Annotated in this window: 13 protein-coding genes; 4 read left to right on the forward strand and 9 right to left on the reverse strand. The window is 58.5% G+C overall.

Going from position 1 to position 12866, the window contains the following annotated elements; translation table 11 throughout:
- Positions 1-9: 9 nt before the first annotated feature.
- From HX869_RS16695 to HX869_RS16715, 5 genes are all read right to left on the reverse strand, one after another.
- Positions 10-1161, reverse strand: a complete 1152-nt coding sequence (locus HX869_RS16695) for a polysaccharide pyruvyl transferase family protein (protein WP_177022020.1) — start codon at positions 1159-1161, stop codon at positions 10-12.
- Complete coding sequence (locus HX869_RS16700; RefSeq protein WP_178903365.1) at positions 1158-2618, reverse strand: oligosaccharide flippase family protein; 1461 nt, start codon at positions 2616-2618, stop codon at positions 1158-1160. The genes HX869_RS16695 and HX869_RS16700 overlap by 4 nt, the downstream gene beginning before the upstream one ends.
- Positions 2615-3886, reverse strand: coding sequence for a DUF6369 family protein (locus HX869_RS16705; RefSeq protein ID WP_008435476.1), 1272 nt, complete (start codon positions 3884-3886; stop codon positions 2615-2617). The genes HX869_RS16700 and HX869_RS16705 overlap by 4 nt, the downstream gene beginning before the upstream one ends.
- Positions 3887-3991: 105 nt before the next feature.
- A complete protein-coding gene (locus HX869_RS16710; RefSeq protein WP_178903366.1) occupies positions 3992-6220 on the reverse strand; it encodes a polysaccharide biosynthesis tyrosine autokinase in 2229 nt (742 codons plus the stop codon).
- A 45-nt stretch (positions 6221-6265) separates the two neighbouring features.
- Complete coding sequence (locus HX869_RS16715) at positions 6266-6706, reverse strand: low molecular weight protein-tyrosine-phosphatase (RefSeq protein WP_032899408.1); 441 nt, start codon at positions 6704-6706, stop codon at positions 6266-6268.
- Between the two features lie 232 nt (positions 6707-6938).
- Here HX869_RS16715 and rfaH point away from each other — a divergent pair, with 232 nt between their 5' ends.
- The 3 genes from rfaH (at position 6939) to HX869_RS16730 (ending at position 8221) form a co-directional block, all read left to right on the forward strand.
- Complete coding sequence (rfaH, locus tag HX869_RS16720; protein WP_003211330.1) at positions 6939-7448, forward strand: transcription/translation regulatory transformer protein RfaH; 510 nt, start codon at positions 6939-6941, stop codon at positions 7446-7448.
- Positions 7449-7568: 120 nt separating this feature from the next.
- Positions 7569-7877 carry a hypothetical protein gene (locus HX869_RS16725; RefSeq protein WP_023658750.1) on the forward strand — a complete coding sequence of 103 codons (309 nt, stop codon included), beginning with the start codon at positions 7569-7571 and terminating at the stop codon, positions 7875-7877.
- The gene (locus HX869_RS16730) at positions 7874-8221 is read left to right on the forward strand and encodes a hypothetical protein (protein WP_003211325.1); all 348 of its coding nucleotides are present in this window, start codon (positions 7874-7876) and stop codon (positions 8219-8221) included. Before HX869_RS16725 ends, HX869_RS16730 begins: the two co-directional genes overlap by 4 nt.
- On the opposite strand, the gene HX869_RS16735 is transcribed toward HX869_RS16730, so the two are convergent.
- The 4 genes from HX869_RS16735 to HX869_RS16750 all read right to left on the reverse strand — a co-directional run bounded on the left by HX869_RS16735 (position 8173) and on the right by HX869_RS16750 (position 11480).
- Complete coding sequence (locus HX869_RS16735; RefSeq protein WP_008435482.1) at positions 8173-8796, reverse strand: hypothetical protein; 624 nt, start codon at positions 8794-8796, stop codon at positions 8173-8175. The two genes, HX869_RS16730 and HX869_RS16735, sit on opposite strands and share 49 nt — an antisense overlap.
- A gap of 69 nt (positions 8797-8865) precedes the next feature.
- Positions 8866-9855 (reverse strand): ABC transporter substrate-binding protein, encoded by a 990-nt coding sequence (locus HX869_RS16740; protein WP_177054368.1) that lies wholly within the window; start codon positions 9853-9855, stop codon positions 8866-8868.
- Positions 9848-10615 carry an ABC transporter ATP-binding protein gene (locus tag HX869_RS16745; RefSeq protein ID WP_008435484.1) on the reverse strand — a complete coding sequence of 256 codons (768 nt, stop codon included), beginning with the start codon at positions 10613-10615 and terminating at the stop codon, positions 9848-9850. Before HX869_RS16745 ends, HX869_RS16740 begins: the two co-directional genes overlap by 8 nt.
- 1 nt (position 10616) lies before the next feature.
- Positions 10617-11480, reverse strand: a complete 864-nt coding sequence (locus tag HX869_RS16750; protein ID WP_177054369.1) for an ABC transporter permease — start codon at positions 11478-11480, stop codon at positions 10617-10619.
- Positions 11481-11730: 250 nt separating this feature from the next.
- On the opposite strand from HX869_RS16750, the gene HX869_RS16755 reads away from it, so the two are divergent.
- Entirely contained in the window at positions 11731-12819 is a 1089-nt protein-coding gene (locus HX869_RS16755) for an LLM class flavin-dependent oxidoreductase (RefSeq protein WP_003211314.1), read from the forward strand.
- The last annotated feature ends 47 nt before the right edge of the window (positions 12820-12866 follow it).

Below are 12866 nucleotides of genomic sequence, written 5' to 3' on the forward strand. Positions count from 1 at the left end.
CCCTCCACTTTATTTTTCATCGACCCATTTCAAAAAGTCGTCGACCGCTTTTTGCGCAAGGGAAGAACGCTGGGCGATCTCCTGCTTGAGGTGCTCGGCCATTTGCGCCTTGGATTGCCGAAATTCGCTGATGGTGGCCTTGATCACCTCAGGGTCTGGGGTGCTGACCAGCCGGGTGCCCTGCGGCAGCATTTCATGGACTTTTTTCAGCTTGTTTTCGATTTCAACCGCGATGGTGGGAAAGCCCAGGGAAGCCGGCAGCAGTACACCGTGTGCACGGGCGCTGATGATCACGTCGGACTCGACGATCAGTTTCGCCATGAAGGTTTCGGGCGTATCGCCCGCCGCGTCCCAGCACAACCATTCGAACGTGTGGTACTTGTCGATCAGGTGCTGGTCACGTTCCTTGTACAGCGAGACCAGGCGTACCTGCTCGCCACGCTTGGCGAGCTCATCCGCGGCCTGGACCATCGCCTTGATGAACTGTTGCCCGTTCGCGTCATGGGGCCAGTCGCGCAGGATGAAGGACAGGTACTTGCCCTTCTTGAGGCTGCCGACCTCCAGGTCTTTGCTGGAGATCCACAGGTCGGAAAGCAGGCTGGGGTCGGTGTACACCTCGACGTCGGACTTTCCGAAAGCCTTGCAATGCTGCTGGCTGGTACCGTCCCGCACGGAAATGTAGTCACAGCGATTGATCACGCTGACGGCGCGGGTCAGCAGCTTGCCGCCGCCATCGAAGGGGCCCAGGCCAATACAGAACGCTGCCAGGCGCCGGTGGAAATAGATCCTGTCGACACCACCGAGCAACCCGACATACAAACGCAGAAGCGTGGACTTCAGGTCGGTCTGCGCCTTGATGCTCTTGCACAGCTTCGCCACGATGCCTTTGTTGGCAGCCGCCTCTTTGGCCGGTGGGATGAACGAGAAGAACTGGCCCCCACCGCCCAACACCACCAGGTCAGCCTTGACCGGCTCCTTGATGTGCAGCCACTTGATACGCGGGTTGAAGTTCCTGGCGATCTGCGGATGATCGACACCCACCGCTATATCCGATTCCTTAAAGCGTTTTTTCAGAATATTGATCACGCATAGCATTAATACGTCATCACCCAAATTACCAGGACCGTATGCCCCCCGGATATATACTTTGCTGACATTCATGCTGGGCTTCCATTTTCCACGGGGTCATTAAACACGGCATTCAAGGCAAACGTTGTTGCGAGAATGTAGATAAATATCAGCGCCATGATCATCAATCGATACAGCACACTTTCGACATAGGCGCTTGATATGAAACTGATGAGAGGCAATGTCCACAAGATCAGGATCCTGGGAGATACGAGCAACTCCAGAGGTAATATCTTCTTGTAGACGAAATACGGCAGTCCCAGCAGGAAGTGAATAAACTGCGAGCCGATAAATGCCTTGGCAATCCCGATTGCACCTTCTTCCCGAAGCCACAGTGCTCCGGCAATGAATAACACTCCCCATAGAATGTTACTCATCACACTGAACCAGGCCAGGTTCATCACGATCATCTTTCTTGAAATACCGGACTTGAATGCACTGAGCAGCGAACCCAGGATTACCAGGACTAATGTCACTTCAAAATCCCGCCCCAGGAAACTGCTGCCATACAGTTTGGCCAGCAACTCGGGGAACATGATCACCGGCTGTATGATCACCAACACCACCAGCCAGCCCGACAGAAAGTTCAAGGCGTCCAACTTGCGGCTTTTACCGCCCAGCGCGGCGGCCAGCATCGGCACCAGCACAGAGCCCAACACCACGGAAACATGGGAAAAGATCGCGTTCCATTGCATCGCGGCGGCGTACATGCCCAATGCGGCAAGGCCGTTAGTTGTTTCCGCCAGCAACTTGTTGGCGAACCAGTTCATCGGGGCGACCATCAACCCCGTCAGCAATACCGGCAGGCCAACCGACAGCACTGCGTGCTTTTCAGTCATTGCACCTTTGAAACTCAGCGTGGTATTTCGGGCCTTCAAAGTCTTCCAGCAGGCCAGTGCGCTGAAGAACACGATCAGCAATTGAGAACCGGCCAAGCCCAGCAGCGCACCATTGAGTCGCAACTGCAGGGTCAGGAAGTACGTCGCCGGGATCGCGACAATCGCAATGATTCCGTTGATGGTCGCGATTGTCCGGTATTGGCCCCAACCGGTCAGGCAGCCCTGGGTCCATCCCGACAGGATAATCAACGTGATGGTGCTCAATACGATCAGCGATGCAGCGCTGAGGCTGTCTGCCCCCAGGATAACGCTGGAGAAAAAGTGCGGGAAAAACAGCGCTGTCCCGATGATCATCCCGCTGAACACAACCGAGAACAGCAGCGTCAGCGCGATGCCCCTGCCGGTCTTCTCGGGACAGGTCTCCTTGAACTGCCCGATATGCTTGGCCGTCGCCGTGGTGGTGGCTTGGGCGGCGACGTTGGCAAGCATCACAATCGCGCTCTGGATCAAGCCATACTCGCCAAACGATTGCGCACCCAATACCCGGGCAACCAGGATGCCGGTGATGACCACCGACACTTTGGTGGCCACGGCAGAAACGAAACTCCATGCCGTACTGGACACGAACTTTTTCAACAGTGTGCTGTTCATCCGGCATTCACCTGCAAGGGTGTGGTTATCAGCGGCTGGCCAGGCTTGAGGATCTTTTTGCGTTGCCTGGCGGTGTGTTCGGAACAGACCCGCAGCACAATCGCGCCATACGCGATACCGATGGCGTACGGCTGATAAGGCGTGGCCGAGACAACGAACATCACCCCCAGAAAGATGGCGATCGAAACCGCCACCCGGCTGTTCATGTGCTGGGTAATCGAGGTAATGAACACGTACAGCAAGTACACGCCGATCAGCCCGTACTTAACGAAGTAGGTTAGGTAGGCACTGTCGATATTCGAGTTCTTGTCATCGAGGCCACGGTACTCGAACCAGGGAATCTCGAACGGCGTGCCCGCGCCCAGTCCCACAAAGTAATGCAGCGGGTTCATGCCGCGGATCAACTCCAGCGCCGGGCTGAAGCGCGTGGCCAATTGGGCGGCCATGCCTTCGGACGACAAACCATCATTGATTCGATCAGCCCCGATCATATTGCTGATGCCAATGAACGCCATCAGCACCACCGCCCCGGCCAGGGCAACGCCTATCATGCGGGCCGGCCGGGTGTATTGATGGATGATGATCGCCGCAAACACCGAGACAAAGATGAAGCGAGAGTTGGCAATGAACAAACAGATGAATGAAGTGGCCAGGCAAATGCTTGCGAGCTTTTTCCTGTGTTCGAACAGCCGTGGGTCTATGAAGTAATAAATCAGATAGGCCACGGCGGCGTACGTACCGCCGTCCAGGTAGCGGTAGGCGTTTTCTTCATAGTAGACGTCTTGAAACTTGTACAAGCCCAAGCGTAACCAGGCAATGTCCAGCACATTGAAGGCGGTCATCGCGATCAATAGCAGGAGCACTGTCTGCAACTTCAGCGTTTTTGCGGCAAGGGTCGCGATGTTCGAGAGCACGATAAATGACAGGATCATTATAAAAGGCCGAACATCCTTCAACAGGTACTTGTTCGAGGACTCCAGCAGGCCGCAGGCGAGTAACACCACATATAGCCCGCACCCAAAAAGCAGGCCGCCCGGCACCGTCAATTGTTTCTTCTGTGTAGCCACCTGCCGGATCAGCAGTGCGCCCAGCCCGCCCACGATATAAAAGTCAAAGAAGTAGATACCCTTGAGCGAGATTATTTCGCTGTAGGAGTTACCCGTGGGAATAACAGCCAGCATTATCCCGAACACTACGATTGAGTATTTTGGATTTTTCGCCGCGAGCAAACCCGCTGACAGCGCGATAAGGGATAACAGGTAAAACATGGCTGGGTATTCTTTATGCTGATTTGAATTTGGCACGCTACCGCCCCAGGATTTTTCGTTCATTTCCTGAAAACGTGACCTCTATCCTGCAATTACAGTGGTGAATCAGCTCCGATCAGCCTGGTATTCGTACTGGTAATACCCGTAGTTGCCGTAGCCATATTTGGCCGACGCTTTCTTTTCAACGCCGTTGAAGATCGCGCCCCTGAGCACGATGCCGTTCTGGGCAAATCGGCGCATGGTGTGCTCGATCTCTTTTGCCGGGTTCAAGCCATAGCGGGTGACGATCAGGTTGGTCCCCGATTGCCGTCCCACGATGGCTGCGTCGGTCACGGCCAAGAGCGGTGGCGTATCCAGAATCACCAGGTCATACCGTTCGCTGACCTGCGCCAACAGCTCGGTCAGGTTGCGGTGCATCAGCAGCTCGGAAGGATTCGGCGGTATTTGCCCGCGGCTGATGATGTCGAGGTTTTCAACGCCGGTTTTGTGGATGGCGGATTCAAGGGTGCATTGATTGGAGAGGATGTCGGAAAGCCCATCCTTGGCCGGCACACCCAGCACTTTGTGCAGGTAGCCCCGTCGCATATCCACGTCAATCAACAACACGCGCTGCCCGGTTTGCGCGATGACGGCCGCCAGGTTCACCGAGACAAAGGTTTTACCCACCTCGGGGCTGGGGCCGGAAATCATGATCCGGTTATTCGGCGCCTCGAGCATCGCGAAGTGCAAACTGGTGCGCAAGCTGCGCAAGGCCTCCACTGCCAGGTCCGTGGGGTGACTGATGGCCAGCAATGAAGAACCGGCATCGGCACGCCCACGCCCGCGGCTGATTTTGTCTTCTTCGACCTTTTGCAGCGTGCTGTACGGAATCGACGCGTACACCGGCAAGCCCAGTTGCTCGATGGCCTCGGGGCTTTCCAGGCCACGGTTCAGCGCCTTGCGCAGCAGCACCAGCGTCACCGCCAGGAAGCCGCCCAGCAGCGTCGCGATCAGCACGATGAGGATCTTTTTCGGCTTGATCGGCTTGAAGAAATTGACGTCTGCGGTGTCGATCAGGCGCACGTTGCCCACGGTGCCCGCGCGCATCACATCGAGTTCCTGGGACTTGTTGAGCAACTGGGTGTAAATGGCCGTGCCGACCTCGACATCCCGGGTGAGGCTCAGCAGTTCCTGCTGGGTGGAAGGCAGGCTCTCGACCCGGCTCGCCAGGCTCTGCTGCTTGCTGGTCAGCTCGCCGATCTGGGTCAGCAATGCGCGATACGCGGGATGCTGGCGGGTGAACTTGCGGTCCATCTCGGCCTGTTGCAGCTTCAGCTCGGAGATGCTGGTATCGAGGCCCACGATCTGGTCGAGAATCGCCTTGGTTTCCAGGGTGATGTCCACCGACTTGCTGCGGGTCTGGTATTCATTCAAGGCCTTCCCGGCTTTTTCCAGGTCCTTCTTGACCTCCGGCAGTTGCTCCTTGAGAAACGCCAGGCTTTGCGCCGCCTCAGCCGAGGTGCGCTCCACGTTCTGCCGCACGTAGATCGCCGCGATCTGATTGAGGATTTTGATCGCCTGGTCCGGCTCGGTGCTTTCCAGCGCCAGGCCGATCATGCCCGACTCCTTCCCTCGCTCGACCACATCCAGGTTCTCCTGATAGTCGAGGATGCTGGTCAGTCGCGCATTGCGGATCACCCGGAAACGCGTGCCGGGCTTGGCGCGCAGTTCTTCAATCTGGAATGCCACGCCATTTTGCTCGAACGGCTGCCCGGCCTCGCCGGCCGCCAGCACCTGGTCATCTTCATCCACCAGGGTGTAGTGCGCGTTTTCACCCACGGTCAGGGTCAGCTTCTTGCCCAATTGCCCGTCGGGCAGGTCCAGCTTGAAGATCTTCAGCGACTCGCCGCCCCAGGCGAAGCTGTCCAGGCCCAGCAGCGGCTCGGCGATTGCACCGGGGTTGGCCTTCTGGAAGCGGCGCGCCAGGAACTCACCCACTACCGGGAGGTACATCGGCTGTACGACGATATCGAGTTTCAGGTTGTCGACGGTTTTGCCAATCACGTAGCGGGACTGGATCAGCTCGATCTCGGTGGCCGACGGCGACTCCTTGCCCAGCATCCCGCCGATGTCCGAGAAGCCCAGCAAGTCGTTCTTTTTCGCTTCGACCTGCAGCAGGGCATTCGCCTGGTAGACCGGGGTTGCCAGCACCGCATAGGCGGCGCCAGTGACCATAAAGGCACCGGTCACCGCAGCGATCAGCCATTTATGGTCGATCAGTGTTCCAAACAGACCGAGGAGATCAATCTCCCCGTTATCGTCTTCCTGTACGGTGACTGCTGGCGTTTGCTGCATAAGTCGGATTCTTAGCCTTTATTTCGATTCAAAAAGTAGTGGCGATCAGCGTGCAAGACGCTGCGCCCATGCGTTTACAGCCTCTTCGATCAACGCATAAGCGTGCACAAACGCGGCCTTGCCTTGACGGTACGGGTCGCTGATCTCTCGCTCGTTTTGCCATTTGCCCAGCAGCAAGACCTTGCCTCGTGCCTCGGGCGCCATGCTGAGCACGGCATTGATGTGCTGTCGTTCCATGACCAGGATCAGGTCGGCTTCACTGATCGCCTGTGGCGCCAACTGGGTGGCCTGGTGCTTGTCGGCCGGATGACCGTGGGCTTCGAGTACCGCACGGGCGGTGGTTTCAATCGGCTTGCCGACCAACGCGGCAATACCTGCAGAACTGATCTTGATATCGGAGCACGGGAGTGCGCCACGCAAAAGACTTTCCGCGGTGGGACTACGGCAAATATTGCCAATACAGACAATCAACACTCTTTTAAACAAGGCACTATCCCCGGGCCATCCATTACCCCATGAAGCAACCTCTTCAACTTCATTACTTCACGGCAGTATTTATTAACACGTAACCCTTACTTCCCCCAAAATTATCTCCGGACGAAAAATAACAACCACCGCCTTCAACCCGACAATTTATAACATTCATTACTTCGTCACTCCCACCGGCTTTAAATTACAGCCTTGTCACGTATCGTCTTATATAGGAAGAGGAACTCCCATGAGCGCAAATGCCAACAAAGCCTGGTACCTGGTCCAGTGCAAATCCCGGCAGGACGAGCGCGCCGAGGAGCACCTCCAGCGCCAGGGCTATACCTGCTTCCGGTCTACCTATAAACGCGAACGGCTGTTGAAGGGCCAGCGCAGGACCACCCGTGAATCGTTGTTTCCCGGTTATCTGTTTATTCAAATGAGCCAGCAGGACAGCTGGAGCTCACTGCGCTCGACCCGCGGTGTGTCGCGGGTGGTGGCATTCGGCGCGCACCCGTTGCCCATCAGCGACACGCTGGTGGACGAACTCCAGGAGCGCGACCACCAGGCCGTGGTGAGCGCCCTGTTGCAGCCCGGCGAAAGCGTGCGCATCAATGAAGGGCCGTTTGCCGAACTTGAAGCGGTCTTCCTGGCCATGGACGGTGAGGAACGTGTGGTGTTGCTGATGAACTTCCTGCAACGGGAACAACGCATCAACTTGCCATTGGCAGAAATCAGCCGAGTGCAAAGAAGTGACTGATAGCGGCGCTGAACAGACAAGAAATAACATTCAACTTAATAACAGACTAAAAATAACATCCGCTTACTTTTTCACCTCTTGAGAATAAAGTAATACGTGAATTAACAGCGAGGGACGGCCATGAAAAGTTCAAAGCTATTGGTAGAGCGTATCGGCCTGTTTCCTTCTTCGGGAAACATTCACGTCAAGGTTAATAGTTCAACCACCGTTGTAGAACGCATGCAGGTGTTATACGCCGGCCATTCCCTGGACAGTGACGAATCCTGTACCGGGCTTTCAATGGTGTTCGCCGACTGGCGCTTCAAGTTGCAGGTGAGCAATCCCCTGTCCATCTGCCTGTGCGTGGAGAGCCGCGGCGACAGCCACCTGATGCAAATGAAGACGGCCGAACTATTGGCGAATATTTCCTGCACCGAGGAGCGGCCATGAGCATTTATGAGGATCTGAAACGGGCCTACGCCTTGAAAAGGCTGACGAACACGTTTGAAGGTTTCGTGGGCCTGGCACCGCACGAACAACTGCCGGCGGAGCAATATGCGCGCAACACCCGGATCATGTCCCACTGGCTGGATCAGTTGCGCGGCATCTCACCGCAGGACATAACCGACACGCTGTTCAAGCAGATGAAGCGTTCGCAGCGCCGTGGCGATGCCCGGCGCTTCAATTGCCAGACGGTGCTGCTGGAGCTGCTGGTGGAAAGTAACCTGGCCCTGGACCTGGCCACTTACTCGGCGTTCAACTGCATGGAAGAGGTCCGCCAGGAAGGCTCCTGATGGGCCTGGTCGGCACCTGATACGGCCACTGCCACATGGTTGAGCAGCTTCTCGGCGTTGTACTTGGGTGCCATCGCACTTAACAACAGGATCACCATTCCCCCCCCGATCAACGATGGGGAAACCCGCACTTCCACCACCTCAAGGCGCCATAGAAACGCCAGTGCCGCCATGCCGCCCAAAAAGCCACCGGCCAGTGCTTCGTTGAGTGGGTGAATATAGGGTGCCACGCAATAGGCACTGAACCAGCCGGCGATCAACATCCCGGCGATAGCTGCGGGCCAGCGCCACTCGGGGTTGACCCGGCGCGCCACCAGGCTCATCGCCACGGGCACCATCAACGACGTATTCATGGCGTGACCGCTGAGCACCGCAATATCCAGCTGCTGGAGCGCCACGCCCCAGCCCTTGAACAGCAACTTGCTGAACGCCACGATGGAATAGGTGCAGGCGATGGTCATCAGCCACCACTTGACCGCCTGGGGCCGGGAATACCAGAGCCAGACGGCGATCACCACTGCGGCCGGAATCATGACGGTGATACCGCCATATTGCGCCAGTTCTTCCCGTATCAAGTGCTGTTCCCTACCCGCAAGTTTTTCCCGGACCCATGAGACCTCAGGTCCGGGCAAAACACAACGACTTCAGGGCGCGGCAGCCAGCGGTTGCGGCGAAAACACCTCGGTATCCGTCAGTTTCCGTACCTCTACCCGATGCGGGAAAATCTTCTTTTCCACAAACAAATCATCCACCTGCTGCAACGCCTGCACATCCCGCTCCTCTACCGGCAGCAGCGACTCATCACCCCATGTGCGCAGCAACTGTGAAACCTTGAGCGGGATATCGTTGACCGTGGCAAACACCCGTGCGTATTCCTCGGGGTTCTGCTGCGCCCATTCAAAGGCCTTGGCGAACCGCTGCAAAACGTCACGCAACGCCTGGCGCTTGAGCGGGTCGCTGAGCACTTCATCGGACGCGGTAATAAACGTCAGGCCGGTATTGATGCCCTCCCCGCTGATCAGCACCCGCGCGCCCTGCTGTTCGGCGAACGCCTGGTACACCCCGAAGGTCGCCCAGGCTTCGATCTTGCCGGCGTTGAACGCAGGTAATGCATCGGTGGGCAGCACGAAGCCGACGTTGACGTCCTTTTCATCCACGCCGGCATTCGCCAGGGCGCGGATCAGCAGGTACTGGGAAATGCTCCCACGGGCCGACGACACCACCACATTGCGTCCTTTCAGATCGGCCACGCTGTGGATCGGTGAATCGGGCGGCACCAGGATCGCAATGCTGCGCGCCTGACTGCGGCGCACCGCAACGATACGCAGCGGCGTGCCTCCGGTGGCAGCCGCCAGCACCGGCGTATCCCCGGCCGGGCCGAGGTCCACGGCGCCGGCGCGCAAGGCCTCGAACAGCGGCGCGGCGCCCTGGAAGTTGGCCCACTGGACCTTGTAGTCGATGCCATCCAGGGCGTGGGCGGCCTCCACCACCGTACGCAAGCCCTTGGCCTGGTCACCGAGGATCAGGGTCACACCCGACAAATCCGATGCAGACTTCGGCGCTTCAGCGGCTTTGTCGCAACCGCCCATCAGCAGTGCAGCCGCCAACAGGCAAAGGGTTCTGAATTCAACCATGGGCAAACCGCCTGACGCTGGCGTTCGCAGGCTGGGCGGCCGGGGCGTCCACTTCAACCCCCAACAGGCTCAGCAAGCGCGCGCGAATCGCCTGGAAACCGTCCTGGCCGGTATCCCGTGCACGGGGCAGGTCGATGCGCAGTTGCTCGGCAATCTTGCCCTCCGCCAGCACGATCACGCGGTCGGCCAGCAGGATCGCTTCGTCGACGTCGTGGGTCACCAGCAACACGGCCGGCGTGTGTTTGCGCCAGAGCTCGATGATCAGGCGATGCATCTTAATACGGGTCAGCGCATCCAGCGCGGCGAAGGGTTCGTCGAGCAACAGCAGCTTGGGCTCGCGCACCAGGCCGCGAGCCAATGCCACGCGCTGGGCCTCGCCGCCGGAGAGGGTCGCCGGGTACGCCTCCAGCCGATGGGCCAGCCCGACTTCCGTCAACGCCTGCACCGCACGGGCCTTGGCGTCGGGAACCCGCAGGCCGAGAATCACGTTTTTCCAGGCGCGCTTCCACGGCATCAGGCGTGGCTCCTGGAATACCGCCGCCCGAGCCTTGGGCACGCGCAACTGGCCGCTGTCGATGCTGTCCAGGCCCGCGAGGCTGCGCAGCAAGGTGGTCTTGCCGGAACCGCTGGCGCCCAGCAACGCAACGAACTCCCCCGGGGCGATATCCAGGTCCAGGCCGTCGATGACCCGCTGCTGGCCGAACTGGCGCACCACATTGCGCAACTGCACCGGTGCTGTTGAAGCTTCGAGAATCGACATGTCAGTTCCTCACAAACGATGGGCGCCAGGCCAGGGCAAAACGTTCCAGGGCGCGGATCAAGCCGTCGATCAGCAGGCCCAGCACGCTATAGATCAACAGGCAGATCACGATCACGTCGGTGCGCATGAAGTCCCGCGCATCACTGGCCAGGTAGCCGATACCGGCGGTGGTGTTGATTTGCTCGACAAACACCAGGGCCAGCCAGGAGATGCCCAGGGAATAGCGCAGGCCGACAAAAAACGAAGGCAACGAGCCCGGCAGGATCACGTGCCAGATCAGCTCGCGACGGTTGAGGCCGAGGGTGTTGGCGGCCTCGATCAGTTTGGGGTCGATGTTGCGGATGCCGGCGAACAGGTTGAGGTACACCGGAAAGGTGGTGCCGGTAACGATAAGTGCGATCTTGGTGAACTCGCCGATGCCAAACCAGAGGATGAACAACGGCACCAGTGCCAGGGAAGGAATGGTGCGCAGCATCTGCATCGGTGAGTCGAGGATTACCTCGCCGCGCTTCGACAGGCCGGTGATCAACGCGGCCACCACCCCGATACTCACGCCGATGCTCAAGCCCAGCAGCGCCCGTTGCAGGGACACCAGCAGGTGCTTGCCCAGCTCTCCGGAGACGATCATTGCCCACAGGGTGCCGCCAATCTGAGACGGCGCGGCGATGATCCGTGCCGGGATCAAGCCCAGCTCGGAGGCCAGTTCCCACAGCAACAGCAACACAATCGGGCTGACCAGCCGCAGCAACACATCGGGGGTGCGCCAGTTGCGCAGCCAGCGCGGAATCAAGCGGGATGCAACGCCGGCTTGACCCTCGGCCTTGTCGACGGAAAACGAACTGGCGTTAAGGGACTTTTCAGTCATCGGGCTTCCTTCCTCATCAAGAACACGGCCAGGAGCGCCGCTGCGGTTTCATGCTATTCGCATAAAAAACCTCAGTGAAATTCTATTTGGGAATAACCTAATGCGATTAAAATGCGCATTACTGATAACAATCTAAAACTATGATTCTGTATTTTTATAATTAGGATAGAACCAATCGGCATTTTACAGGCTCGGGTACGGCCTCTATTTTCGATAGCAGCTTTATTCCTGCCCTCAACAAGGACTGACCATGAGCATCGAATTTATCGGCTATATCGGCGGCCACCACGCCTCCGAGATCCACCCTCGCAGCGGCCCGACCTTGCAGCCCGATTACGTGGAGACCGTGGCCCGCGCCCACGAGGAGGCCGGCTTCGACCGCGCGCTGGTGGCCTTCCATTCCAACAGCCCGGACAGTACGTTGATCGCTGCCCATGCGGCCAGCGTGACGAAAAAGCTGCAGTTCCTGATTGCCCACCGGCCCGGCTTCGTCCAACCCACCCTCGCTGCGCGGCAGTTCGCCACGCTGGATGTGTTCAACGGCGGGCGCACCGCGGTGCACATCATCACCGGCGGCGACGACCGTGAACTGCGGGCCGATGGCAGTCATATCGACAAGGATGAGCGTTATGCGCGCACCGACGAGTACTTGAGCGTGGTGCGGCAGGAATGGACCAGTGAAAAGCCCTTCGACCATCACGGCACTTACTACCGGTACGAGGGTGCGTTTTCGACGGTGAAGTCGCCGCAGCAGCCGCATATACCGTTGTATTTTGGCGGGTCTTCAGCGGCGGCCATTGCGGTGGCGGGCAAGCATGCGGATGTGTATGCGCTGTGGGGTGAGACCTACGAGCAGGTGAAGGAAGTGGTCACCCAGGTGCGGGCTGAGGCGGCCAGGCATGGGCGTACGGTTCGCTTCAGTTTGTCGTTGCGGCCGATTCTGGCAGAGACTGAAGCGCTGGCTTGGGAGCGTGCGGACAGCATCCTGGAGCAGGCGACGGCGTTGGCTGAGAAGAATGGGTTTGTGAGGCGTGAACCGCCGAATGAGGGGTCGCGGCGGCTGTTGGCGGCGGCGGCCCAGGGGTCGCGGTTGGATAAGCGGTTGTGGACCGGGATTGCGGGGTTGCTGGGGGCCCAGGGTAACTCTACATCGCTGGTGGGTACGGCTGATCAGGTGGCCGAGGCGTTGCTGGATTACTACGACCTGGGTATCACGACGTTTTTGATTCGTGGGTTTGATCCGCTGAATGATGCTATTGATTACGGGAAGAGGCTGATTCCGCTGACTCGGCAGTTGGTGGCTGAGCGGGAGCGCCAGGCGGCTGGAAAAGTGGCCTGAGGGAGGGGGACCGAGTACATATCCGTTTCTTCGGTAACGGCCACTTA

Source organism: Pseudomonas sp. P7779 (assembly GCF_013386315.1).
GTDB lineage: Bacteria > Pseudomonadota > Gammaproteobacteria > Pseudomonadales > Pseudomonadaceae > Aquipseudomonas.